This is a genomic window from Kocuria sp. CPCC 205261, assembly GCF_040981025.1.
Lineage (GTDB): Bacteria > Actinomycetota > Actinomycetes > Actinomycetales > Micrococcaceae > Kocuria > Kocuria marina.
On sequence record NZ_JAVKPU010000003.1, the window covers coordinates 164031 to 189238 of the forward strand.

Below are 25208 nucleotides of genomic sequence, written 5' to 3' on the forward strand. Positions count from 1 at the left end.
TCCGGGGACCCGACGATGGGCCACCCCCAGAGTAGAGAGGGGCATATCTTCTTGCCCATGATGTGACGACCGCCCGGACACAATTTCCCCCGTGTCGAGCGTGAGAAAGGCCACGGAGTGCATCTGTGGTGCGATACGCACGCCCGGGACCCGGATCCATGTCTTTTCGGCACATATGTGTACCCGGCGTGTGGGGCGCGCACGCCACGGACGCGGAGGCCCCTCCTGGACCCTCGACCGACAATCACACCCGGCACGACAAACCCACCCGGACAGCGAAAAACCCGGATCCTCTTTCGAGGATCCGGGTTTCTCCGCCCATCCGACGGGCCATTCGGTGGAGCTAAGGGGACTCGAACCCCTGACCCCCTGCATGCCATGCAGGTGCGCTACCAGCTGCGCCATAGCCCCGTACGACTCCGAAACCTTACCACGCTTCGGCCTGCCACGTTTACCCGGGATTGACTCCCTAACAACTTCGTGGGACCGCCACGTTTCCAGTTCCCCGGAACGACTCGACCATCCTAGACAGCTCGCGCGAACTCGCGCAAATTGCCCGGCGGCGCGAGGTCAGACCGCGCGGGGAGCGGCGTCGTCGTCGATGTTCGCGGAGCCGGCCGATGGCAACTGGACGTCGATCGCCGGGCAGTCGCCCCACAGCCGTTCGAGGGCGTAGAAGGCACGGTCCTCGTCGTGGAGCACGTGGATCACGGCGTCCCCGTAGTCCAGGAGCACCCAGCGGCCCTCCCCCTTGCCCTCGCGGCGCAGGGGCCGACGGTCGTGCTGCTCGATGAGCGCTTCCTCCACGGCGTCCACCACGGCGGAGACCAGACGTTCGTTGGACGCGGAGGTCACCATGAAGACGTCCGTGATGGCGAGGCTCTCGCTGACGTCGAACGCGACGACGTTCTCGGCCTTCTTCTGGTCCGCGGCGCGCGCGGCGCTGCGCACGAGGTCGATGGATTCGGTGGTTGCAGTCACTGAAGTGTGCTGTCCTTTCACATGGGTCGGTTTCACAGAACGAAGATCACGAAGGCCACCACGAGCGCCACGATCACGGCCACGAGTAGCGCGAGCACCACTCGGGTCGTGGACGCCCCGCGGGAATACGCCCCGGGTTCCAGCAGGGTCAGTCCCTCGGCGTCCACCGCGCGCACCGGCTCGGCGGGAGGAGCCACGGTCTCGGACCGCGTTTCGGGGGTCGACGACGCCGCTCCCGCCGCGGCCTCGTGCGTCCCCTCGGGTGTGCGGTCCCGGTGCGGGGCCTGGATCACGGGGATCCGGGAAGTCTCGGTGACCGGTCCGTAGCGCACGGGTGAGGCCGGGAGAGACGCGGGGTCCGCGAGACTCTTCCCCAGGCTCACCCCCGTCGCCTGGGTCATCAGGGCCGGCGGGAAGGTGATGGTGAAGTACTCCGGCTCCGGCTCGTCGTGCACGGGTTGCGGCGGGGTGACCGGCGCCTGGCCGATCCCGGGTGCGGCGGGAGCGTGACCCGACGACACGGTGTCCCCTGGCACGGAGCCCTCGGATGCCGGACGAGCCAGTGCCTCCCCGGCGGGGCCACTTGCTGCGGGTCCGTTCCCCAAAGCGGTGGGCTCTTCAGCGGTGGCCCGCTCGGCGGCCTGCCGGTCCTGTTCATTAGCCGCCGCGGCGCGCATCGCGAGATCCGCGAGACGACGCTGGGTGGCGAGCAGGGCGTCGTCGACCTCTCCCCCGCCCGTGCGCTCCGATTCCTGGATCTGCCGGGCGTGCTCGACCATCTCACGCTGCAGCCGCGCGAGTCGCCGGGGCCCCAAGGGCTTGACGGTACCCGTGTGCTGGGGGGTGTCCAACTCGATCACGGGAGCCGGCGGGGCCACCCACTCCTGCTGTCCCGTGGCCGGGTGGACGGCCCACGGGCATTCCTGGGGGTTCGCGGCTCGGTTCTTCTCGGGGGGTGTGCTCACGCGGTGCTCCTGTGACCCGGGGCGGGGACCCCGGGCGAATCCGTGGGGGCGGATGAGGGGGTGCCGGCATCCTGTGCCACAGGGGTGCCGGATGCGGTCTCCGGGTCCACATCGGGATCGGTGGAACCGCGGTAGAGGCCGTACTTGTTGATGTACTGCACGACCCCGTCCGGGACCAGATACCACACGGGTTTGCCCGCCGCCACGCGGGCGCGGCAGTCCGTGGAGGAGATGGTCATGGCGGGGACGTTGAGCAGCGACACGCTCTCCGAGCCCACGGGCGCGGAGAGCACGTGGCCCGGGCGGGTCACACCCACGAACGTGGCCAAGGACCACAGCTCATCGGTGCCCTTCCACGTGAGGATCTCCGCCATGGCATCCGCGCCGGTGATGAAGAACAGCTCGGCGTGGGGACGCAGGGTGCGCAGGTCCCGCAGGGTGTCGATCGTGTACGTGGGTCCGGAACGGTCGATGTCCACGCGGGACACCGTGAACCGCGGATTGGACGCCGTGGCCACCACGGTCATGAGGTAGCGGTGCTCGGCGTCGGAGACGTCCTGCCCGGCCTTCTGCCACGGTTCACCCGTGGGGACGAAGACGACCTCGTCCAGGTCGAAGACCGCGGCGACCTCCGACGCCGCCACGAGGTGCCCGTGGTGGATGGGGTCGAAGGTCCCGCCCATGACTCCCAGCCGGATCACACCCGGCCTGCGCGGGGGGATGTCCAGTTCCGTCTCGGCCGCGGTCACTGACGCGCTGAGGGGATTCACTCGTGCCGATCTGTCGGTCAGTGGCGCGGGGTGGCGTGCACCCGGTCGAGCATGGCCTGCTCTTCCGCGGGCAGCTGCGCGGGGTCCTCGTACTCACCGACGGCCGGGGCCTTGCCGCGGGGCGCGAAGGACATGGAGATGAAGAGCATGATCAGGAACAGGATGAACGCGACGATGCCGAAGACCGGCGCCATGGCGTGCAGCTCCTCGTTGATGGAGTGCCCCTCCTCGGCCGCCAGGACGGTGACGTTGGACAACAGGTACAGCGAGCTCATGCGGTTCCCTTCTGTGGCCGGCGGCGCCGGTCGGTGAATGCGACGAACGTCCCGGGTGACGTCCGTTCCATGGTACGTCTCACGGACGCACGTGGCCGTCACCTTGGACGACCCACTTGGTGGTGGTCAGCTCCTCCAGCCCCATGGGACCGCGCGCGTGCATCTTCTGCGTGGAGATCCCGATCTCCGCACCCAGCCCCAACTGGCCGCCGTCCGTGAAGCGGGTGGACGCGTTGACCATGACCGCCGCGGAGTCGATCTCCGCGGTGAAACGTTCCGCGTTAGCCAGGTCGTTGGTCACGATCGCCTCGGTGTGGCCCGTGGAGTACGTGCGGATGTGCTCGATCGCCTCGTCGATGCCGTCCACGACCTTCACGGCCATGTCCATGTCCAGGTACTCGGTGGCCCAGTCCTCGTCCGTGGCCTGCAGGTGGTCCGATCCCGGGGGCAGCAGCGCTGCGGCGCGGTCGTCCACGTGCAGGGTCACACCGGCCTTGTCGAGTGCGGCGAGCACCTCGCGGGATGTCTCCGGCGCCCCGCTGTGCAGCAGCAGGGTCTCGGCGGAGTTGCACGTGGAGGTGCGGTGCGTCTTGGAGTTCACGGTGAGCTTGGCGGCCATCTGCGCGGGCGCGGACTCGTCGATGAACACGTGCACGTTGCCCTCGCCCGTCTCGATGACCGGGACGGTCGCGCTGGTCACCACGGACTGGATGAGTCCACGGCCGCCGCGCGGAATGAGCACGTCCACCTTCCCGCGCGCACCCATGAGGGCGTTGGCGCCGTCGCGACCGTAGTCGTCCACGGTCTGCACGCAGTCCACGGGCAGCTTGGCGTCCGCGAGGGCGTCCCGAAGGATGCCCACGAGCGCCCGGTTGGAGTCGAAGGCCGCCGAACCACCGCGCAGCAGCACCGCGTTACCGGACTTCACGGCGATCCCGGCGATGTCCACGGTCACGTTCGGGCGGGCCTCGTAGATCACGCCCACCACTCCCATGGGCACGCGCACCTGGCGCATGCGCAGCCCGTTCGCGAGCGTCTGCCCGCGCACCACGGAGCCCACGGGATCGGGCAGGGCCGCGAGTTCCCGCAGCGCGTCCGCAAGACCCGTGATGCGGGTACGGTCCAGCTTGAGCCGGTCCAGCAGCGCGGTGGAGATCCCTGACTCGCGCCCGCGTTCCAGGTCCCGCGAATTGGCCTCGAGAACGGTGTCGGCGCGGGCCTCGATCCGATCGGCCATGATGTTCAGCGCGCGGTCCTTCCACGCGCGCGGGGCGCGGGCGAGCGTGCGGGCGGCCACCCGGGCGTCGTCGGCCATCAGGCCGACCCCGGCCACGGGATCGTCCCCGAAGGTCTCCTGCGCGGTCAGTACGGACGTGTTCTCGGCCACTGTTCCTCCTGCGGATCGTGGTGCGGGCGCGCGGCGCCCACGGTTCAGTTTGGGGGTTGGACGTGCGGTCAGACGGTTCGTTTCAGTTTGGTCCTCGCCGAACGGGGCCGCATGGTCACGAGATTGTCCACGTGCACGAGCTCGCGGGCGTAGTCCTCACCGAACTCCTCCCCCAGTTCGTGAGTGCGTTTACCGAGCATCCCGGGGACCTCGTCCGAGGCGTAGTTGATCAGCCCGTGGGCCACTTCCTTTCCCTGGGAATCCACCATGGCCACGGGATCGCCCGCGGTGAACTTCCCGGACACCTCGGTGACACCGGCCGCGAGCAGCGAGCGACGACCGCGAATGGCCTCCACCGCGCCGTCGTCCAGGGTCAGGGTGCCCTTGATGTCCGCGAGGTGCGCGAGCCACAGCAACCGCACGTTGCGCCGCCCGCCGGTCGTGGCGAACCACGTGCCCACGTCGTCGCCGGCCAGCGCACTCTCGATGTTCGCGGCGGAGGTCACGAGCGCCGGGATGCCAGACGACGCCGCGATGCGCGCCGCCTGCACCTTGGTCACCATCCCGCCCGAGCCCACGCCCGCGCGGCCGATCGTGCCGATCTCCACGCCTTCGAGATCCGTGATGGGATCCTCGACGGTGGGGATGCGCTCCCCGCCGTCCTTGGGTGGCCGGGTGTAGAGCGCGTCCACGTCCGAGAGCAGCAACAGCGCGTCCGCCTTGATCAGGTGCGCCACGAGCGCAGCGATGCGGTCGTTGTCGCCGAACTTGATCTCGTGGGTGGCCACGGCGTCGTTCTCGTTGACGATCGGCAGGATCCCCAGGTCCAGCAACCGTTCGATCTGGCGATGCGCGTTCTTGTACTGCGAGTGGCGCATGAGGTCCTCGGCCGTGAGCAGCACCTGACCCACCGTGACGTCGTAGCGCGTGAAGTAGTCGGTGTAGCGCGAGATCAACAGACCCTGTCCCACGGAGGCCGCGGCCTGTTTGGTGGCGAGGTCCTTGGGCCGGCGGGACAGTCCGAGCGGCTGCAGCCCCGCGGTGATCGCACCCGAGGAGACGAACACGACCTCCACGCCCTGCGCCTTGACCCGGCCGAGCGCGTCCACGATGCTGCGCAGCGCGTTCTCGTCGATCGAGTTCTCGATCGAGGTCAGGGACGAGGACCCCACCTTGACCACCACGCGCCGGGCCATGGGCAGGTCCGCACGGCGGGTGATGGGAGAGCGGCGGTTCTTCCCCCGGCTCTCGGTGCTCAGCTGGATCGCGGACTTGGCCGCTTGCTGCTCCATGGCCGGGACGTCGATCGTCTCGGTGGGGGTCTTCTCCGCGTGGGGCGTGTCACTCACTGTCGTGCGTCTCCTTCGGCTCGGAAGTACGGCGTCGATCTCGCGCGTCGTCCACGGACTCGGTCCAGATCCCGGCGCGGCGCTGCTCCTCGAGCTCCGCGCGGGCCTCGGCCTTGGCGTCCATGCGGTCGTAAAACTGTTCCCGCTTCTCGCGGCGCGTGGGCCGGGACGTGTCCTCGAGGCGCAGGTCGGAACCGCGCGGGCCGCCGAGCAGTTCGGCGCCGCCCACCATGGTGGGCTCCCAGTCGAAGACCACACCGTTGTCCTCGGGGCCGATCAGCACCGCGTTGCCCGGGCGGGCGCCGATGCGGAACAGTTCGTCCTCGATCCCGAGTTTCGCGAAGCGGTCCGCGAGGTATCCCACGGCCTCGTCGTTGTTGAAATCGGTCTGCTGCACCCACCGTTCGGGCTTCACGCCGCGCACGTGGTACAGCGGCTCCCCCGCCCGGTCCTCGCGGGTGATCTCGAACTCCTTGCGGTCCTTCCCTCGACGACGTCGCACGGGTTCCGGGCGCAGCACGGTCTCCGCGCGGCGCTGCTCCTCCCGCTGTTCCTCCTGCTCGCGGGCACGGGAGACGAGCTCGGCCATCGCGAAGCCCAGTTCCCGCAGTCCGGCGTGCGAGGCCGTGGAGATCTCGAAGACCGGGTAGCCGCGTTCCTCGAGTTCGGGGCGGATGAACTCGGCCAGTTCCCGCGCCTCGGGCACGTCCACCTTGTTCAGGGCCACGAGTCGGGGACGCTCGGTCAGCGGGATCGTGGTGGGGTCGTCGTCGCGGATGGCCTCGGCGTAGTGGGACAGTTCCTGTTCGAGGGCGTCCAGGTCGCTCAGCGGATCCCGTCCGGGTTCGAGCGTGGCGCAGTCGATCACGTGCACGAGTGCGGCGCAGCGCTCCACGTGCCGCAGGAACTCGAGTCCCAACCCCTTGCCCTCCGAAGCACCCGGGATCAACCCCGGCACGTCCGCCACGGTGAAGCGGGTGTCACCCGCCTGGACCACACCCAGGTTGGGCACCAGGGTGGTGAACGGGTAGTCCGCGATCTTGGGGCGCGCGGCACTCATGGCCGCGATCAGGCTCGACTTGCCCGCGGAGGGGAAGCCCACCAGGGCGATGTCCGCGATGGACTTCAGTTCGAGCTCGACCTGGTGTTCCTCACCGGGCACACCGAGCAGAGCGAAGCCCGGGGCCTTGCGCTTAGGCGAGGACAGTGCGGCATTGCCCAGTCCGCCCTGGCCGCCACCGGCCAGCACGAACTCACTGCCCTCACCGAGCAGGTCCGCGAGCACGTTGCCCTGCCGGTCCTTGACCACGGTGCCGTCCGGGACGGACAGCACGAGGTCCTGGCCCTTGAAACCGTGGCGCATGTCCCCCTTGCCGGGCTCACCGTTGGGGGCCTTCTGGTGGGGTGCGTGGTGGAAACCCAACAGCGTGGTGGACTGACCGTCCACACGCAGGATCACCGAACCACCGTCGCCGCCGTTGCCGCCGTCCGGGCCGCCCAGGGGCTTGAACTTCTCGCGCTTGACGGACACGCAGCCGTGGCCGCCGTTACCGCCCGTGGCGTGCACGATCACTCGATCTACAAAACTAGCCACGCGGCTCCTCGGTGGTAGGGGTCACCTGCTGCGAGCGGGTCGACCGGGGTTTTCTGAAAAGACTAGAGGGTGAGCGCGTGAAGCGCCCACCCTCTAGTGGTCGCCGCCACGGGGTCGTGGCGGCGGGTGGACCCAGGGGTCCGAATGAGAATTACTCGGCGGTCTGAATGTTGACCACGCGGCGACCGCGGCGGGTGCCGAATTCGACGGCGCCAGCGGCCAGGGCGAACAAGGTGTCGTCCTTGCCGCGGCCCACGTTCACGCCCGGGTGGAAGTGCGTGCCGCGCTGGCGGACGATGATCTCGCCGGCGTTAACGGACTGGCCGCCGAAGCGCTTCACACCCAAGTACTGGGCGTTGGAGTCACGGCCGTTGCGAGTGGAGCTCGCACCCTTCTTGTGTGCCATGGTGTGTGCCTACCTTCGTTGGAAACGTATGTGGGGAGCCGGATACTCAGGCGTCGATGCCGGTGACCTTGACGGTGGTCAGTTCGGCGCGGAAGCCCTGACGCTTCTTGTAACCGGTCTTGTTCTTGTACTTCATGATCGAGATCTTGGGACCGCGCAGGTCCTCGACGATCTCGGCGGTGACCTTGACGTTCGCCAGGGTCTTGGAGTCGGAGGTGACCTTGTCCCCATCGACCAGCAGCAGCGCAGGAAGCTCTACGGTGCTGCCTGCCTCGCCGGCGACGCGGTCAAGGGTCACGAGGTCTCCGATGGAAACCTTCTCCTGGCGGCCGCCTGCGCGGACAATCGCGTACACCACTTGGGAACTCACTTCTCTCGACATCTATGGACTACGTGTGTGGGTCGGGCGTACTCCTGGAGGACTGCGAATGTCGAGACATCACGCCGCGGTGATCCATGACCGACCGCATTCTCCGCGTGGCTATCGCATCGATTCAGGATGTTCGCCCGAGTGTGCCGCAACCTGGTGCGTGAACTGGATATGACACACACCGGCGCTCGGCACCGACACCCCAGCCTACCCGATCACCCGAAGTCATGCCAGTTGCGCCGCGGCGCGCCGCTCGCCCTCCGGCGACGTCGCCGGGGTCGTCTGCGCGAAGAAGGCCAGCTCGAGCGCGCACGCCCGGTGGAACGCGCGGCGCATGTGCTCCCGGGTGGCCGGGTCCGCGTGGGCGGCCTCCCGGTCCACGATCTCGCGCACCGACTCGGTCGCGGTCTGGAAGTCCGGATCGTCGTACGTGCTGAGCCAGTCGGCGAACGGGTGCTGCGGTCCCGCGACGCGGGCACGACGGGTGAGCTCCGCACCCACGTGGGCGTAGAGCCAGTAGCACGGCAGGATCGCGGCGGAGCCCACCGCGAAGCCGTCCTGACCCGTGCGCGCCAGCAGGAAGTCCGCGTAACTGCTCGTGACGTCACTCGGCGGCATGGGCTCCCGGTCCCCGAGCCGGGCGCGATGCAGCGCGGACTCGACCGAGACCACGGAGGCCGACGCCGCGGCGAAGTGTTCGCGCGCACGCTCGTCCGGGGCGGAGGCCGCGAGCAGGGCCAGCGCCCGGGAGTAGTACTGCAGATATTGCATGTCCTGGTCCAGGTACAGCTCGAACTCGCCCGGGTCCAGGGTGCCGTCCCCGAGGCCCCGGATGAACGCCAGGGCGGCAATGCGTTCACGCACCGGGGCGCTCTCCTCCCACAGTTCATCGGTGAACCGGGGGCCCTCGGATTCCGCGGCGGCCGTCATCACGAACGCCGGATCCGTGACGAGGTGCTGGACGTGGTGCATGTGGTGCACGGGACCGTTGCCGTGACCCACGTGCAACTCGTCCGCGCCGCGCAGTGCACCGCGCAACCATGTGCGGGCCGTGCGGATCGCCTCGGGCCAGTCCCCGGTCCGCGCCACGACCGTGGCCACCGCGGAGGACAGCGAGCACCCGGTGCCGTGGGTGTTACGCGTGTGCACCCTGCGACCCTCGAACAACGCGGCGGGTTCGTCCTGACCGGGGAGCAACAGGGCGTCCGGGGTCGTGTCCCCGGCCAAGTGGCCACCCTTCACGAGGACCCGGGTATGGAACGCCGCCGCGACCGCGCGTCCCTGCTCGAGCGCCTCGTCCCAGGTCGCGGCCACGGGGCGCTCGGCCAGCACCGCGAGTTCCGGGAGGTTGGGGGTGATCAGATTCGCGTGGGGCAGCAGCTCCCGCAGGGCCCGTTCGGCGTCCGGACGCAGCAATCGCCCACCGGCCGTGGCGACCATGACGGGGTCGATCACGACCACGGGTGCGCGCCCCACCATGAGCCAGTCCCGGACCGTGTCGATGACCTCCACGGAGCCGAGCATCCCCACCTTGATCGCATCCAGGGTGACGTCCCCGGCGACCGCATCCAGCTGGTCCCGCAGGACCTGGACGGGTGGGGTGTGTACGCTCACGACGCCCCGGGTGTTCTGGGCGACCACTGCGGTGATCACACTCAGCCCGTACCCGCCCAGTGCGGCGATGGATTTCAGGTCCGCGGCGTGACCCGCCCCGCCCGTGGGATCGGTTCCGGCAATCGAGAGGACGCGGGGTATGGCGGTAGAAGGCGTGGTGTCCACGACAATCCCTTCGCTAGTACGAGCTAGATCAGGTTCGACGGGTGTGTTCTCAGCCGCAGTGCGCAGCACCCCGTGTGTGTGTCCCCGATCATGCCACAGGGGCACCCGGAATCCCGGGTGCCCCTGCGGTGCTCGCGTGGCGACGGATCCAGCCGCCGGTCACTCAGTCCTGCTTGCCGGTCATCGTGATGTCCTGAGCCTTGATGCCCACACCCACGATGGTGGGCTGGTCACCGGACGCCGCGGGGGCCACGGCCCCGGCCTCCGCGGTGAAACGGCTGACCTGCCGTTCCTGCGTGTACTCGTGGGTCTCCACGCTCGCGGTTCCGGGCGCGGCCGCCGGCGCCACGGCACGCCGCGACCCACGACGCCGTCGGGCCGGAGCCGCCGGCGCCTCCGCCGGCCGGTTCCCGCCAGCGGACGACGCTGCCCCGGAAGTCTGCTGCTGCGCGGCACTCGTCTGCCCTGCACTGGATTGCGCAGTCCCGGAGTTCGACGGCGCGTGTCCGGCGGCCGACCGCTTCGACACCGCCTCCCGCGGCTGGGACGCGGCGTCCGCATCCTGAACGGCACCCTCGGTCGAGGTTTCGTCCTCGCCCGCATCCGTGAACGCGGCGCTCAGCGAATCCAGGGACAGGGCCTCCTGGGTGCCCTCGCTCCCCCGCTGCTCAGACTGCCCGTGGGGCAGTTCGATGACCTCGCCGTGAATCGTGAGGCTCGCGGACGAGTCCCCACCGGAACGGTCCTCGGACCGGGAATCCCCGCGCGAGTCGTTCCCGGAACCGTCCCGGCCGGAACCGTCGTTCTGCACGGCGTTGTCCTCGCCCTGCTGACCGCGACCGCGGCTGCGCTTGCCGCGGCGCTTGCGGCGACGGCGCCCGCCCTCGGACTCCCCGTGGGAGTTCTCGGACGCGTGCTCCCCGCCCTGCTGACCGCGGGAGGTCTGCTGCTCCTGGGAACCGGTGTCCTCGGCCTGCCCGCCCCCGGACTGCGGTGCGGTGCCCTGGGAAGCATTCCGTGCGGCGTCGTCGGACTCGTCGTGGGAGGAGGCCGCGGCGATGTTCGCCAACGCCGTGCGGGTGGCCTCCACGCGCGCCTGGTCCGGCTCGTCCGAACCGTGGTGCTGGTTGCCGTTCCTGGGCTTGTCCTGCGCACCGTTGTGCTGCTTGTTGCGCGAACGCTTACGCTCGTGTCGAGTGCCGCGCTGGTCGGAGGGAGCCGCGCCGGAGCGGCCCTTCAAGGGGTGGTCGTGGACCACGACGCCGCGGCCCGCGCATTCCTCGCACGGCTCGGAGAAGACCTCGAGCAACCCCGTACCCATGCGCTTGCGCGTCATCTGCACGAGACCCAGGGAGGTCACCTCGGCCACCTGGTGCTTCGTGCGGTCCCGGCCCAGGCACTCCACGAGCCGGCGCAGTACGAGATCGCGGTTGGACTCCAGAACCATGTCGATGAAGTCCACCACGATGATCCCGCCGATATCCCGCAACCGCAGTTGCCGCACGATCTCCTCGGCGGCTTCGAGGTTGTTCTTGGTCACGGTCTCCTCGAGGTTGCCCCCGGAGCCCGTGAACTTGCCGGTGTTGACGTCCACCACGGTCATGGCCTCGGTGCGGTCGATCACGAGCGATCCGCCGGAGGGCAGGAAGACCTTGCGCTCGAGGGCCTTCTGGATCTGCTCCTCCACGCGCATGTGCTCGAAGAGGTCGTCATCGCCGGTCCAGCGCTCGAGGCGGTCCAGCAGGTCGGGCGCCACGTAGGTCACGTAAGCCTCGATGTTGTCCCACGCCTGCTCGCCCTGGACCACCATGGCGGTGAAATCCTCGTTGAAGACGTCCCGCACGGTCTTGATGGTCAGGTCCGGTTCCGCGTACAGCATCTCCGGGGCCAGCGTCTTGGTGGACTTGGCCTTGTCCTGGATCTGCTCCCACTGCGAGCGCAGCCGGTTGATGTCGTTGGTCAGCTCGGTCTCGGAGGCACCCTCCGCCGCAGTGCGCACGATCACGCCCGCGCCCTCCGGCAACCGGTCCTTGAGGATCTTCTTCAGCCGCTGGCGCTCCACGTCCGGGAGCTTGCGGGAGATCCCCGTCATGGAACCGCCCGGGACGTAGACGAGGTAGCGACCGGGCAGGGACACCTGGCTCGTGAGCCGAGCACCTTTGTGCCCCACGGGGTCCTTGGTGACCTGCACGAGCACGGTGTCCCCGGACTTCAGGGCGTTCTCGATCTTGCGGGGCTTGCTGCCCAGCTCGGCGGCGTCCCAGTCCACCTCACCGGCGTAGAGCACGGCGTTGCGGCCGCGGCCGATGTCCACGAAGGCGGCCTCCATGGACGGCAGCACGTTCTGCACCTTGCCCACGTACACGTTGCCGATCAGCGAGTCCTGCTGGGTGTGCGAGACGAAGTGCTCGGCAAGGATCCCGTCCTCGAGCACACCGATCTGGATCCGGTCGTCCTTCTGCCGCACGAGCATCTTGCGCTCCACGGATTCGCGCCGGGCCAGGAACTCGGCCTCGGTGATCACGTGGCGGCGGCGGCCGAACTGCCGGGACTCACGACGACGCTGACGCTTGGCCTCGAGCCGCGTGGAGCCCTTGACCCCGGTCACCTCGTCGCTGCCCGTGCCCTCACCGGCACCGCGCGGGGCGCGGACCCGGGTCACCGAGCCGTCGGACTCGTCCACGAGTTCCATGTCCTCGTCACCGCGACGCCGCCGGCGACGCCGCTTGCTCGTGACCTCGCCGGACTTGTCGTCCTCGCTGTCCACGTCGTCCTCGCTGTTCACGTCCTTGCGTGCGGCCCGCTCGGCCTCGCGCTGGGCGTCGCGTTCCTTGGCGGCCTCGCGCAGTCGGGCAGCCTGCTCCTCGGCGGCACGGCGGATCTCGTCCGGGTCCGGGGCATGGAACATGAGGGAGGCGCCGGGACCGAAGGCCCCGAAGTTCTCCTGGGTGCTGGGCTGGTCGTTCGCGGACTCCTCGGCCTGTACAGTCTGCGCGTCCGTCTGTTCCGAGGTGTCGGTCTGCTCGTCGCTCGCCTCGGCCGAGCCGGTTCCTTCGCCGGCCTGCGTCGTCTGCTCGGGCCCGTCGGCGCGCAGAGCGGCCTGCTCATCCGTCTCGCGGGCGCGCTCAGCGGCGTCACCGGCTGCGTCCTCGACATCGAGCGCGATCTCGTCCTCGATACTCTCCGCGGGCTGCTCGGCCTCGGGGATCTCGGCCACTGGGATCTCGCGCGCGGGCGTGTCCGCAACGCCAGCATCGTCGGAAGCGGTGGCCGCGGAATCGGACGTCCCCGGATCCTCGGCGGGCGCGTCGGTCGTCGCGGGTTGCCCGGTAGCGGTCTCGGCGGGCACGGCGGCGTCGGGCTCGGAATGGGGAACGGCGGCGTCGTCGGCCGGTGCATCAGGCGTGACGGCGGGATCGGTGGTGGTGCTGTCCTCGACGGGGGTGGTGGCGGCAGTCTCGAGGGGTGACTGTTCCGCGTTGTCCTTCTCAGGTTCCATGTGAAGTTGTGCTCCTGCTCGGGACACCGCCCGCACCCGGGCCCAAGGTGTGCTCGGTCGGTCGAGCCGGTGTTTGCCACGCGGCCGCCGGAAGTCAAAGTCGTACTCGCGGGCGCGGCGTGTGTCACGCGCACTGTCCGCGAGCCGGCGGATGCCCGAGTCGCTGGGTCCGTGGGGACCGCGAACTTGCCCCGCTCCGGACGCGCTCGATCCTGTGAGAGCGCGGGTCCGTACCGAGGGAGATCGGTGTTCCTGCCGGGCCGGTTCCTCACGTGCGGCTGAGGCCCGACCATTGGCAGTATCTCACAGTCACCCCGGGCCGGGGCACATTCCGGGTGGTCCGGACCACATTCCACCGGCCGGACCACAGCGCGTGTACGGGGTGTGTGCCGGCGTCACCCGCCGCCACGGGCGGCCCGCGCCCGGTGGGTCGTCATGCGCATGGTCTACGATCGGGCGCGTGAGCCCAACTTCCGCGACCACCCCCCTGACCGACCGGACACCCGAGACGACTCCGGCGCACGCCACCCGTTCGGACCGCGCGTGGGCCGTGCTCGCGGTGATCTTCTCGATCGTGGGTTTCGCCGCATCGGCCGTGCTCGTGGCGGAACGGCTCGCGATCTACAAGGACGCGGGACACCGCACGAGCTGCGACATCAACGCGTGGCTCTCGTGCGGCACGGTCATGCGCACCCCGCAGGCGGAGCTCTTCGGCTTCCCCAACCCGTTCATCGGGATCGTGGCGTACGCTGTGGTGATCGCCGTGGCCGTGGGCGTGCTCGCCGGCGCACGCTACGCCAGCTGGTTCTGGTGGTTGCTGTGGCTGGGGATCGCCGCCGGCTCGGTGTTCACCCTGTGGCTGTGGTGGCAGACCACTTTCCACATCAACGCCCTGTGCCTGTACTGCATGATCGTGTGGTGCGCCCAGACCCTGTTGCTCGCGCATACGACGGCGCGGATGCGCCGCGCCGGCCTGATCGGTTCCTCGCGTGGCACCGCCGCCGGTTCCGCCGCGTGGGCGTGGCTCCTGGGCATCGGGGTGCTCGTGATCGTCTTCGGGATCATCGCGGTGCGCTTCTCGACCGCGATCTTCGCCTGAGCCGTTCACCGACGCCGCGCTCAGACGGCGTGCGCCTCGAACACCATGATGGGGTGCGTGCCGTCGAATGGCGTCCGCTGCCAGTCGCCCCGAACCGCGTCGACCTCGAACCCGGCGCGCCGTCACTGATCGGTCAGGATGCCGCGGTCACGAAAGGCCAGGTCCGACTCCTCCACCACGAGCTCATCCGATGACTCGAAGTGATTGTGCAAACGCAGCAGGACCCGGCTCCGTTCGAGTTCCCCCACCTCGCACCATTGCCGCAACAGCCCGTGCTGCGTGTCCCGCGCGGTGGGCTCGGACTGACGCCACCCGTCCCACACCCCACGTCGAGCACCGCACGGGCATGCATCCGCTCGGCGAGGGAGCGGTAGTCGTCATGGTCCGGCCCGTCGGGGTTGTCCCCGTCGTACAGGTCGACGATCCGCGGGTCGTAGTCGGTCATGGATCCCGCGTTCAGCTCAGCTGAACCAGATGCCGATCTCCCGCTCGGCGGACTCGGGCGAATCGGAGCCGTGCACGAGGTTCTTCTGCACCTTCTCGCCCCAGTCCCGACCCAAATCGCCGCGAATGGTACCGGGGGCGGCCGTGGTGGGCTCGGTGGCACCGGCGAGGCTGCGGAAGCCCTCGATGACCCGGTCCCCCTCGACCACGGCGGCCACGACGGGCCCGGAGAGCATGAACTCCACGAGCGGCTCGAAGAACGGCTTGCCCTGGTGCTCCTCGTAGTGCCGCTCGAGAATCTCGCGGGTCGCCGTCACGAGCTCGAGTTGCGCGAGCGTGTAGCCCTTGGCCTCGATGCGGGCCAGGATCTGCCCGGTCAGGCCGCGCTGGACGCCGTCCGGCTTCACGAGGACGAGGGTGCGTTGCGTCATGTGCTTCTCCTTGCTGTGGACCCACGCGGAGTCCTCGGTCGATCAGGTTCCGTTCCGAGCCTAACGGCCTGCGGTCCCCGCGCGGCAACGCCCGGGGACCGCGGCCGGGAGACGGTGATCACGTCAGGGGGTTCTCGGCCTCCCAGCGGCGTTGTTCCTCCGCGCGCCGCACGTTCTCACGATCCATCGCGCCACCCTTGACCACGGCGTACCACCAGGCCAGGGCGCACAACACGCCGATCACGAACATTGAGGGCACGAGCACTCCCGTGGCGATGAGCACGACCTGCAGCACCCACCCGAGGGTGTACCCCCACGGCTTGCGCAGGAGGCCGCACGCCAGCAGGAACACCAGGGCGAGCACCACCGATCCGCCCATGAGCCACAGTTTCCCGGCCGTGCTCCAGTCCCGCGCCGTGAGTCCGAACGCCGCGAGGGCGGCGAAGAACACGATGAACGCCTCGATGGAGAGCACGCTCGAGGCGAACATCGTCTTGATCGAGCGTGGCTTCTTGGGTTGGCCAGGGCGCCATTCGCGCTGGGCCTTGGTCATGCGGGCCATCGGGCTCCTTCCGTGGTCGGGGCGGCGGGCTCAGAGTCCGAGCAGCACACGGGCCTCACCCACCACGGTGATGGACCCGGTGACGAGCACCGCGCCGTCGAACTGCTCGCGGGCCGCGGCGTCCTGGATGGCCGCGGCGCACGCGTCGTCCAGTCGCTCGCTCACGTGCACGGCGTCCTCGTCGAAGCCCATCTCCTCGGCGATCTCCGCGAGTTCCTCGGGTGCCACAGCGCGCGGGGACTGGGAGCGGGTGCACCACAGTTCGAGCTCGAACTCGTGGTACTCGTCCACGAGCACGCGCATCATCTCCGCAGCGTCCTTGTCTCGCAGCACGCCCACCACCAGGTTGAGCTTGGTGAACGTGAAGGCCTCGCGCACCGCGGTCGCCGAGGCCAGCAGACCGTGCGGGTTGTGGGCCGCATCCAGGATCACCGGCGGTGCCTTGCGGGCGAGCTCGAGTCGGCCCGGCGAGGAGACCGCACCCAGTCCCGTGGCCACGAGCTCGGGGTTCAGGGGCTTGTCCCCTCCCCCCACGAACGCCTCGACGGCGGCCACGGCCACCGCGGCGTTCTGGGCCTGATGGGCCCCGAACAGCGGCAACATGAGATCCGGGTACTCCCCCGCGAGCCCCTGCACGGTGATGACCTGGCCGCCCACCGCGGTGGAACGCCCGGTCACGGCGAACTCCACGCCCTCGAACCGGAACGGGTCACCGAGTTCCCGGGCCCGGTCCAGCAGGACCTGCGCGGCCTCGGGTTGCTGCGCCGCGCTCACGAGGAAGCCCTGGGGCTTGATGATCCCGGCCTTCTCCCGGGCGATCTGCCCCACGGTGTCCCCGAGCATGGTTGTGTGGTCCAGCCCGATCGGGGTCACCACGGACACCGCGGCGTCCGCCACGTTGGTCGCGTCCCACGTGCCACCGATGCCGACTTCAAGGACCATGACGTCCACGGGTTCGTCCGCGAAGACCGCGAACGCCAGGACCGTAAGGGTCTCGAAGTACGTGAGGCGGGGAGCGCCGTCGGCCTCGAGCTGTCGGTCCACGAGCTCGAGGTACGGGGCGATCTCCGAGTAGATCCGCACGAACGTCTCGTCCGGGACGGGTTCGCCGTCGATGCTGATCCGCTCCGTGACGCGCTCGAGGTGCGGGCTCGTGTACCGGCCCACGCGCAGGTCGTGGGCGAGCAACAGCGACTCGATCATCCGGGCCGTGGACGTCTTGCCGTTGGTCCCGGTCACGTGCACCACGGGTGCGCTGCGGTGCGGATCCCCGAGCGCGGCGACGGCGGCGGCCACGGCGTCCAGCCGCGGCGCCATCCTGTCCTCCGGCGCCCGACTCAGCAGGTGCTGGTAGATATTCTCGACCGATGCGAAGTCCTCGTGCTCCTGGGCCCCGCTCACGCGTCGATCACCGCCACGGTCACGGACGGCTCGTCCGCTTCCAAGAGCTCGAGCTCGCGGGACAGGGTCTCGGACTGCACGAGCTCGCGGTTCGCGGCCACGGCGGCCACGGTCTGCGCGTCCGCGGCGACGTGGGTGCGGATCCGGTCCGAGACCTGCAGGTCCGCGTCCTTCCGGGCCTGCTGGATCGCACGGATCATGTCCCGCGCCACGCCCTCCGCGCGCAGTTCATCCGTCAGTTCGGTGTCCAGGACCAGGAACCCGCCGCCGGGCAGAACGGTCACGGCGCGCGCGGAGTCCGCCGCGGCGTCGTCGACGACCGTGACGAGTTCGTACTCGCCCTCCTGCAGGGGCACGGAGCCGGCGACGACGACGCCGTCCGCGGAAACCGACCAGTCACCGTTCTTGGTGGCCTTGATGACCTGCTGCACCTGCTTGCCCAGGCGCGGGCCCGCCGCGCGGGCGTTGACCTTCAGCTCCTGGGAGATACCGTGGTCCGCGGCGCTGACCTGCTCCGAGTCCTCGAGCGTGACGGACTTGAGGTTCAACTCATCGGCGATGATCTCCTGGAACGTGCCCTCGAGGGCATGCGCCCCGGGCACGGCCACGGTCATGCCCGCGAGCGGTTGCCGCACGCGCAGGTTGTGGGTCTTGCGCAGACCGGACCCGGCCGAGCAGATGGCGCGCGTGCGCTCCATGGCCGTGAGTAGGGCCTCGTCCCGCGGGAACAGGGAGGCATCCGGCCAGTCGGTCAGGTGCACGGAGCGCCCACCCGTAAGACCGCGCCAGATCTCCTCCGTGACGAGCGGCAGCAGCGGGGCGGCCACGCGGCACACCGTCTCGAGGCACGTGTACAGCACGTCGAAGGCCTGGGTGTCCTCCTCGAAGAACCGCTCGCGGGAACGGCGCACGTACCAGTTGGTGAGGGTGTCCATGTAGGAGCGCAACCGCTCGGCACCGGCCCAGATGTCGTAGTCGTCGAACAACCGCTTGACGTCCGTGACGAGCGCGCCGGTCTCCGCGAGGATGTAGCGGTCCATCACGTGATCGGCGTCGTGGCGCAACTGGGCGTCGTAGCCCACTCCCCCGTTCGCGGCGTTCGTGTACAGACCGAAGAAGTGGTACACGTTCCACAGCGGCAACATCATCTGGCGCACGCCGTCGCGGATGCCCTGCTCGGTGACGATCAGGTTGCCGCCGCGCAGGATGGGCGAGGACATCAGGAACCAGCGCATGGCGTCCGAACCGTCCCGGTCCAGGACCTCGTTGACGTCCGGGTAGTTCTGCAGCGACTTGGACATCTTCTGCCCGTCCGAACCCAGCACGATCCCGTGGGAGATCACGTTGCGGAACGCGGGGCGGTCGAACAGCGCGGTGGCCAGGATGTGCAGCGTGTAGAACCAGCCGCGGGTCTGACCGATGTACTCCACGATGAAGTCACCCGGGTTGTGGGTCTCGAACCACTCCCGGTTCTCCATGGGGTAGTGCACCTGGGCGTACGGCATGGACCCGGAGTCGAACCACACGTCCAGCACCTCGGGCACGCGGCGCATCACGGACTCGCCCGTGGGGTCGTCCGGGTTGGGCCGGGTCAGGTCGTCGATCCACGGCCGGTGCAGGTCCACCTCGCCCTGGGCGTTACGCGGAAGTCGGCCGAAGTCCCGCTCCAGCTCCGCGAGGGAACCGTAGACGTCCCGGCGCGGGTAATGGGGGTCGCTCGATTCCCACACCGGGATGGGTGAACCCCAGTAGCGATTGCGGGAGATGGACCAGTCACGGGCGTTCTCGAGCCACTTGCCGAACTGGCCGTCCTTGACGTTATCGGGGATCCAGTTGATCTGCTGGTTCAGCTCGACCATCCGGTCCTTGAACGCGGTCACGCTCACGAACCACGAGGACACCGCGCGGTAGATCAGAGGGTTACGGCAGCGCCAGCAGTGCGGGTACGAGTGCTCGTAGGAGGCCTCCCGCAGCAGCGCGCCGCGGGCTCGGAGGTCCCGGACCACGGTGCGGGCCACGTCCTTGTCGAACACGTTGTGCCCGGCGAGTTCCGCGAGCGGCGCGCCCTGCGCGAGGGACTCGTCCGTGAAGAAATCGTAGAACCGTCCGCTCTCGTCCACGGAGAGCACCACGGGGATGTCGTGGGCGGCGCACACCATCTGATCGTCCTCGCCGTACGCGGGGGCCTGGTGCACGATGCCCGTGCCGTCCGTGGTGGACACGTACTCGGCCACGAGGATCTGCCACGCGTTCTGCGTCCCGAAGCGCTCGGCGTCCGTGAAGTAGTCCCACAGCGGCCGATACCGGATCCCGCCCAGCTGCTCACCCTTGTAGTGGGCGGTGACGGCATCCGCGACGGCCGCGGCGTCGTCGTACCCGAACTCCTTGGCGTACCCGCCCGCGAGCTCCGCGGCCACGAGGAAGCGGCGCCCGGCCAGGTCGCCGGCACCGGGGACCAGGACGTAGTCGATGTGCGGACCGACCGCGAGCGCCTCGTTGGTGGGCAGGGTCCAGGGGGTCGTGGTCCAGGCGATGGCCTCCGCGCCGGCGAGTTCGGCGGCCACGGCGGGATCGGTGGCCCACGAGGTGTCATCGGAGAGCGTGAACGCCACGGTCACGGAGGGGTCCTGGCGGTTCTTGTAGACGTCGTCGTCCATGCGCAACTCGTGGTTGGACAGGGGCGTCTCGTCCTTCCAGCAGTACGGCAGCACGCGGTAGCCGGAGTAGACCAGGCCCTTGTCATCCAGGGCCTTGAAGGCGCCGATCACGGACTCCATGTAGTCCACGTTCAGGGTCTTGTAGTCGTTGTCGAAGTCCACCCAGCGGGCCTGGCGGGTCACGTAGTCCTGCCACTCGGACGCGTACTTCAACACGGAGGCGCGGCAGGCGTCGTTGAACTTGTCGATGCCCATGGCCTCGATGTCCTGCTTGTCGGTCATCCCGAGCTGCTTCATGGCCTCGAGTTCGGCCGGCAGTCCGTGGGTGTCCCACCCGAAGCGGCGCTCCACGCGCCGGCCCCGCTGCGTCTGGTAGCGGGCCACGAGGTCCTTGACGTAGCCGGTCAGCAGGTGGCCGTAGTGGGGCAGGCCGTTGGCGAAGGGCGGGCCGTCGTAGAACACGAACTCGTTGGACCCGTGGTCCCCGCGGTCGCGCTGGTCGATGCTCGCCTGGAAGGTGTGGTCCTGTTTCCAGTAATCCAAGACGCGCTCCTCGACCGCGGGGAAACGCGGCGCGGAGGGCACCCCGTGTGCGCTGGGGTCGGTGCTCGCCTTGGGATACACGAAGGATTCGGTCACGGTGCTCCATCCTGAGGGGTGTGTGGTTCAGGATGCGAGGACGCTCGGGCGCGCGGGGCGCCGGTGGCGCGGTACCACCTCGCTTACCCGCGGTGGCATCGGCACAGCCGACGACGCCGCGAGTCGCTCGTTGGGGGCTGTCACGGGCCCGAGTCGTCCGGTTCTACTGGGGCGCGGTGCCTGTTCTTCCGGAAGGGCTCCCCGGTGATGGCCGGATCGACACCCGTGCGCGCAGGGCGCACCCCGCCATAATACCCCGACGGGAGGGACTACTCGCCCTGCTCGCCGCCGCCCTGTTCGTCTCCCCCGGACACCACCACCAGGACCCGGCCGTCCTGCACGCGCACCGGGTGGACGGGCAGCGTGTACTCCGCTCCGGACACGCACCGCCCGGTCGCGAGGTCGTAGGTCTCCTTGTACAGGGGTGAGGCCACCGTGTGGTACTGCCCCGTGCGCCCCACGATCCCCCGGGCCATCACGAGCGCCCGGGAGCGGGGGTCCCGGTGGTCGGTCGCGAACACGAGGTCGTCATGGGTGCGGAACACCGCGATCTCGCGTCCACCCACGAGGGCTGCCTCACCCCAGTTGACCTCGAGGTCCTCGACGCCGCACACGTCCGTCCACTCGGCATTCACGGACTCGGCGGTGGGATGTGACGAATCGTTCATCGGGGGCCTCCTGCCGGGGGGCTGACATGCCGGGAATTACGTATTTTCCCGGCTAATATTAGCAGTGCCGTGCCCCGTACGGTCGCGGCGCAACCGATCGCCCGACGGAGGTCCCCATGGCAGCGCACGAGACACCCACCGCCCCCGGCACACCCCGCACGATCCTCGTCCTGGGAGGTGGCCCGGCGGCGTTCCGCCTGGTCCGTGCGCTTGCCGAGCGCAGCGGTCCCGCGGACCGGATCCGAGTGCTCATGGACGAGCCGTACGACCCGTATGACCGGGTCGCGCTCGAGCAGTTGTTCGCCGAGCCGGACAAGGACCTGACCCTCGGGGACGGGAGCCTGTGGAATGAACCGGCCATCGAGTTGCTCACCAACACCCGCGCCGCGCGCGTGGACCGCGACCGTCGCGTCGTGACCGATCAGGGGGGCACCGAGCATCCCTACGACGAGCTCGTGTTCGCCACGGGGTCCCGCGCGGCGGTCATCCCCATCCCGGGCTCACAGCACGCGCACGTCTTCCGCACGGTCGACGACGTCCGCACCATGGTCTCGGAGGCCGCCCGTTTGCAGGAGCGGCTCGGGAGGCGACCGCGCGCCGTCGTCGTGGGCGGCGGCCTGCTGGGGCTCGAGGCGGCCGAGGGCCTGCAGCGCGTGGGAGCGGACCCCGTGATCCTGGACGTGGCCTCGTGGTTGCTGTCCGTGGAACTGGACCAGGCCGGCGGATACGCGGTCAACGAGGCGATCCGCGCCACGGGGATCGAGGTGGAGTGCGGTGCGTTCATCTCCTCCGTGAACTCGGACAACACCGGGGAAGTCGTTTCCGTCTCCCTCGCGCAGTCCCTGGGTGACGAGTCCGCGGCGCGCACGCTTCCCGCGGACATGGTCGTGATGGCCGCCGGCATCCGCCCGAACGACGAACTCGCGAAGGCCGCGGGCCTGCGCCTGGGCGAGCGCGGCGGCATCCTCGTGGACGATCACTGCCGCACGGCGGACCCGCACGTATGGGCCATCGGCGAGGTCGCCAACATCCTGGGCCGTACGTGGGGCCTCGTGGCGCCGGCGAACGCGATGGCCGAGGCCACCGCGCGCAATCTCACGGGCGGGGACGCGGAGGTCGCGGAGTTCGACGTCGCGACCAAGCTGAAGTTCTCCGGGGTGGAGGTCGCGGGATTCGGCGACCGGCTCGGCCGCACCCCCGGCAGCCTCGAGGTGCTCTATGCGGACCCGGCGCGCGGGATGTACCAGAAGGTCGTGGTCTCGCAGGACGCCAAGACCCTGCTCGGTGGGGTGTTCGTGGGGGACGCCTCCCCGTTCGACTCCTTGAAGCCCCTGCTCGGGCGCGAACTGCCCGCCGAGCCCGGCGCGTACCTCAGCGCGGCCGGCGGCGACGGCGTCCCGGACACCGAGCTGCCCGGGGACGCGATCCTGTGCTCATGCAACAACGTGGACTTCGCCACGGTGCGTGCCGCGGTGGACGACGGCGCCCACGACGTCGCGTCGTTGAAGGCCTGCACCACGGCCGGGACGCAGTGCGGCTCGTGCGTACCCATGCTGCAGAAGACGCTGGAGCAGCGCATGAAGGCCATGGGGCTCACGGTTTCCAAGGCCCTGTGCGAGCACTTCCCCATGTCCCGGCCCGAGCTCTACGAAGCGGTGCGCTCCACGGCGCTCGAGGACTTCGAGTCCGTGCTCGCCCGCTTCGGCACGGGCGAGGACGGTTGCGCGCTGTGCAAGCCGGCGGTCGCGTCCATCCTGCACTCGCAGGTCCACGCGTACTCGCTCGACGGCGGCCGAGGGACCCTGCAGGACACCAACGACCGCAACATGGCCAACATGCAGAAGGACGGCACCTACTCCGTGATCCCGCGCATCCCCGGGGGCGAGATCACTCCCGAGAAGCTGGGCGTGCTGGCCCGGGTGGGCCAGGAGTACGGGCTGTACACCAAGATCACGGGTGCCCAGCGCATCGGGCTCTACGGGGCCCGCCTGGAGCAGCTGCCGACGATCTGGAAGGAACTCGTGGACGCCGGTTTCGAGTCCGGTTCCGCGTACGGCAAGGCGCTGCGCAACGTGAAGTCGTGCATCGGCAGTTCGTGGTGCCGCTTCGGTGTGCAGGACTCGGTGGCGCTCGCCGTGGACCTGGAGAACCGCTACCGCGGGCTGCGCTCACCCCACAAGTTCAAGTTCGGGGTCTCGGGCTGCAGCCGCGAGTGCGCCGAGGCCCAGGGCAAGGACGTGGGTGTGATCGCCACCACCAACGGCTGGAACCTGTTCCTGGGAGGCAACGGTGGCTCGAACCCCGCCCACGGCCGCCTGTTCGCGAAGGACCTCACGCGCGAGCAGGTGTTCCGGTACATCGACCGCTACCTCATGTACTACATCCGCACGGCGGACAAGCTCCAGCGCACCGCCCGCTGGTTGGAGGACCTGGACGAGCGGTACGGGGACGGGATGCAGCACGTGCGGGACGTGATCCAGCACGACTCCCTGGGCATCTGCGCGGACCTAGAGGCGGAGGTGGCCCGCCACATCGACGCGTACGAGGACGAGTGGGCTGCGACCCTCGCGGACCCCGATCGCCTGCGCCGCTTCCGCGCGTTCGTGAACCACCCCGAGAGTGCGCCGGAGGACGTGAACGCGCGCATGTACGTGCTCGAGCGCGAACAGATCCGCCCGGCCACCCCCGAGGAGATCGCCCGGTCCGAGGCCGGTGAGGGGCACAAGCTGTTGGTGTCCGGGGCGAGGATCCCGGTGGGTCAGCCCTCCTGAGCCGACTCCTGGGGGCCGGGGATCGCGGATGACTCGTGCGCGAGCGCGGCGACCCGACCCACCACGATCACCGCGGGAGCAGTGACCTCGCGCGCGCGGGCCACGCGGGCGATTGTGTCCAGCTGCGCCACGGTCGTGCGCTGGGTTGGGGTCCAGCCCCGCTCCACGACCGCGACCGGGGTGTCTGCGGGGTAGCCCGCGGCCATGAGCAGCTCGGCGTTACGTTCGAGACCCCGCACGCCCATCATGAGGATCAGGGTGTGCCCGTCCCGGTACGGCACGTGACGCAAGTGCTGGTGTGCAGTGATCACGGTGAACCCGTGGGTCATGTCCCGGTGGGTCACGGGGATCCCCGCCGCGGCGGGGACGGAGATCGCCGAGGTCACACCCGGCACCACTTGGGTGGCCACACCATGGGCCCGGCAGAACTCGACTTCCTCGCCACCGCGGCCGAACACGTACGGGTCCCCACCCTTGAGCCGCACGACCCGCAGTCCGAGTTTCGCCTGCTCCACGAGGGTCTCGTTGATCCGGTCCTGCGTGTACTTGTGGTACCCGGCGCGCTTGCCCACGTCGATGATGCGGGCGTGCCGGGCGAGCTCTGGTAGGAGGTCCGTGGGGCCGAGCCGGTCCGCGACGATCACGTCCGCGTCCGCCAACAGTTGCCGTCCGCGCACCGTGAGCAGTCCGGGGTCGCCGGGTCCTCCGCCCACCAGCGCCACTGTCCCGGGTTCCTGAGTGACCGGGGCCTGAAAGACCCGATCCTGAGCAACCCGTGTTTCGGTAACCGGCACCTGAGTGACCGGTGCCCGAGTGTCGGCTGCGCGATCGGGCTCGGGCGCGGCGTCGTCCGCGACGCACAGGACCCGACGCTCTTCCGCCGCGAGCGCCACCCGCTCCCGTTCCCCGGAGTCCGAGACGTGGAGGAAGACGAGCCACGCGCCGTCGAGGTCGTCGGGGCGGAACGCGCGCTCGTGCCGCGTGAGACCGGATGAGCTCGTGAGGTCCCGCAACGTGTCATGCAGATCAGGTGCCACGAGGTCCACGAGGGCGCCCTCGGCGAGCAAGGACCGCGTCCGACGCGCGGCGTCCGGTCCCCCACCGACCACCAGCACGGCGCGTCCGGCGAGGTTCAGCCCCAGGGGGTAGGTCATGGTCGGG

At 69.5% G+C, this 25208-nt stretch carries 20 protein-coding genes, 1 tRNA gene and 1 riboswitch; of the genes, 2 read left to right on the forward strand and 19 right to left on the reverse strand.

Going from position 1 to position 25208, the window contains the following annotated elements; genetic code table 11:
- Positions 1-338 precede the first annotated feature (338 nt).
- The 12 genes from RF646_RS05105 to RF646_RS05160 form a co-directional block, all read right to left on the reverse strand.
- Positions 339-411 (reverse strand) — tRNA-Ala (locus tag RF646_RS05105).
- A gap of 159 nt (positions 412-570) precedes the next feature.
- Positions 571-981 (reverse strand): ribosome silencing factor, encoded by a 411-nt coding sequence (rsfS, locus tag RF646_RS05110; RefSeq protein WP_085107812.1) that lies wholly within the window; start codon positions 979-981, stop codon positions 571-573.
- Positions 982-1013: 32 nt separating this feature from the next.
- On the reverse strand, positions 1014-1946 hold the full coding sequence (locus tag RF646_RS05115; RefSeq protein ID WP_368835381.1) for a hypothetical protein: 933 nt from the start codon (positions 1944-1946) through the stop codon (positions 1014-1016).
- Positions 1943-2668, reverse strand: a complete 726-nt coding sequence (gene nadD / locus RF646_RS05120) for a nicotinate-nucleotide adenylyltransferase (protein WP_331253935.1) — start codon at positions 2666-2668, stop codon at positions 1943-1945. The genes RF646_RS05115 and nadD overlap by 4 nt, the downstream gene beginning before the upstream one ends.
- Before the next feature lie 65 nt (positions 2669-2733).
- Entirely contained in the window at positions 2734-2991 is a 258-nt protein-coding gene (locus RF646_RS05125; protein WP_035962170.1) for a hypothetical protein, read from the reverse strand.
- Between the two features lie 79 nt (positions 2992-3070).
- A complete protein-coding gene (locus RF646_RS05130; protein ID WP_368835382.1) occupies positions 3071-4378 on the reverse strand; it encodes a glutamate-5-semialdehyde dehydrogenase in 1308 nt (435 codons plus the stop codon).
- 68 nt (positions 4379-4446) lie between these two features.
- Positions 4447-5670 carry a glutamate 5-kinase gene (gene proB / locus RF646_RS05135; RefSeq protein ID WP_064846164.1) on the reverse strand — a complete coding sequence of 408 codons (1224 nt, stop codon included), beginning with the start codon at positions 5668-5670 and terminating at the stop codon, positions 4447-4449.
- Positions 5671-5719: 49 nt separating this feature from the next.
- A complete protein-coding gene (gene obgE / locus RF646_RS05140) occupies positions 5720-7321 on the reverse strand; it encodes a GTPase ObgE (RefSeq protein ID WP_035962175.1) in 1602 nt (533 codons plus the stop codon).
- Positions 7322-7472: 151 nt separating this feature from the next.
- Entirely contained in the window at positions 7473-7727 is a 255-nt protein-coding gene (gene rpmA, locus RF646_RS05145; RefSeq protein WP_035962177.1) for a 50S ribosomal protein L27, read from the reverse strand.
- Positions 7728-7773: 46 nt separating this feature from the next.
- On the reverse strand, positions 7774-8085 hold the full coding sequence (gene rplU, locus RF646_RS05150) for a 50S ribosomal protein L21 (RefSeq protein WP_064846154.1): 312 nt from the start codon (positions 8083-8085) through the stop codon (positions 7774-7776).
- Positions 8086-8322: 237 nt separating this feature from the next.
- Positions 8323-9876: a bifunctional hydroxymethylpyrimidine kinase/phosphomethylpyrimidine kinase gene (locus tag RF646_RS05155; protein WP_368835383.1), complete on the reverse strand. Its 1554-nt coding sequence runs from the start codon at positions 9874-9876 to the stop codon at positions 8323-8325.
- A riboswitch (TPP riboswitch) is annotated at positions 9864-9959 on the reverse strand. (Overlaps the previous gene by 13 nt.)
- An 80-nt stretch (positions 9960-10039) precedes the next feature.
- Complete coding sequence (locus RF646_RS05160; protein ID WP_368835384.1) at positions 10040-13375, reverse strand: Rne/Rng family ribonuclease; 3336 nt, start codon at positions 13373-13375, stop codon at positions 10040-10042.
- Positions 13376-13835: 460 nt separating this feature from the next.
- Between RF646_RS05160 and RF646_RS05165 the strand changes: the two genes are divergently transcribed.
- On the forward strand, positions 13836-14474 hold the full coding sequence (locus tag RF646_RS05165) for a vitamin K epoxide reductase family protein (protein ID WP_231885535.1): 639 nt from the start codon (positions 13836-13838) through the stop codon (positions 14472-14474).
- 122 nt (positions 14475-14596) lie between these two features.
- Here RF646_RS05165 and RF646_RS05170 read toward each other — a convergent pair whose 3' ends face one another.
- The 6 genes from RF646_RS05170 to nirD form a co-directional block, all read right to left on the reverse strand.
- Positions 14597-14797 carry a hypothetical protein gene (locus RF646_RS05170; protein WP_368835385.1) on the reverse strand — a complete coding sequence of 67 codons (201 nt, stop codon included), beginning with the start codon at positions 14795-14797 and terminating at the stop codon, positions 14597-14599.
- Positions 14798-14935: 138 nt separating this feature from the next.
- Entirely contained in the window at positions 14936-15349 is a 414-nt protein-coding gene (ndk, locus tag RF646_RS05175; RefSeq protein WP_064846151.1) for a nucleoside-diphosphate kinase, read from the reverse strand.
- 118 nt (positions 15350-15467) lie between these two features.
- Positions 15468-15911, reverse strand: coding sequence for a DUF4233 domain-containing protein (locus tag RF646_RS05180; protein ID WP_144930874.1), 444 nt, complete (start codon positions 15909-15911; stop codon positions 15468-15470).
- Between the two features lie 30 nt (positions 15912-15941).
- The gene (locus tag RF646_RS05185; RefSeq protein ID WP_167318424.1) at positions 15942-17312 is read right to left on the reverse strand and encodes a folylpolyglutamate synthase/dihydrofolate synthase family protein; all 1371 of its coding nucleotides are present in this window, start codon (positions 17310-17312) and stop codon (positions 15942-15944) included.
- Positions 17309-20608, reverse strand: coding sequence for an isoleucine--tRNA ligase (gene ileS / locus RF646_RS05190; protein WP_368835386.1), 3300 nt, complete (start codon positions 20606-20608; stop codon positions 17309-17311). The genes RF646_RS05185 and ileS overlap by 4 nt, the downstream gene beginning before the upstream one ends.
- 269 nt (positions 20609-20877) lie before the next feature.
- Positions 20878-21276, reverse strand: coding sequence for a nitrite reductase small subunit NirD (gene nirD, locus RF646_RS05195; RefSeq protein ID WP_052160704.1), 399 nt, complete (start codon positions 21274-21276; stop codon positions 20878-20880).
- Positions 21277-21392: 116 nt separating this feature from the next.
- Here nirD and nirB point away from each other — a divergent pair, with 116 nt between their 5' ends.
- Entirely contained in the window at positions 21393-24047 is a 2655-nt protein-coding gene (nirB, locus tag RF646_RS05200; RefSeq protein WP_085107788.1) for a nitrite reductase large subunit NirB, read from the forward strand.
- On the opposite strand, the gene cobA is transcribed toward nirB, so the two are convergent.
- The gene (cobA, locus tag RF646_RS05205; protein WP_368835387.1) at positions 24035-25201 is read right to left on the reverse strand and encodes a uroporphyrinogen-III C-methyltransferase; all 1167 of its coding nucleotides are present in this window, start codon (positions 25199-25201) and stop codon (positions 24035-24037) included. The genes nirB and cobA overlap by 13 nt on opposite strands.
- Between the last annotated feature and the right edge of the window lie 7 nt (positions 25202-25208).

Bases quoted from the DNA above. Each gene is read 5' to 3' on its own strand.
- cobA (WP_368835387.1), bottom strand. From the start codon at position 25,201: ATGACCTACCCCCTGGGGCTGAACCTCGCCGGACGCGCCGTGCTGGTG.
- ndk (WP_064846151.1), bottom strand. From the start codon at position 15,349: ATGACGCAACGCACCCTCGTCCTCGTGAAGCCGGACGGCGTCCAGCGC.
- proB (WP_064846164.1), bottom strand. From the start codon at position 5,670: ATGGAGCAGCAAGCGGCCAAGTCCGCGATCCAGCTGAGCACCGAGAGC.
- nirD (WP_052160704.1), bottom strand. From the start codon at position 21,276: ATGAACGATTCGTCACATCCCACCGCCGAGTCCGTGAATGCCGAGTGG.
- rpmA (WP_035962177.1), bottom strand. From the start codon at position 7,727: ATGGCACACAAGAAGGGTGCGAGCTCCACTCGCAACGGCCGTGACTCC.
- nirB (WP_085107788.1), top strand. From the start codon at position 21,393: ATGGCAGCGCACGAGACACCCACCGCCCCCGGCACACCCCGCACGATC.
- RF646_RS05125 (WP_035962170.1), bottom strand. From the start codon at position 2,991: ATGAGCTCGCTGTACCTGTTGTCCAACGTCACCGTCCTGGCGGCCGAG.
- RF646_RS05180 (WP_144930874.1), bottom strand. From the start codon at position 15,911: ATGGCCCGCATGACCAAGGCCCAGCGCGAATGGCGCCCTGGCCAACCC.
- RF646_RS05160 (WP_368835384.1), bottom strand. From the start codon at position 13,375: ATGGAACCTGAGAAGGACAACGCGGAACAGTCACCCCTCGAGACTGCC.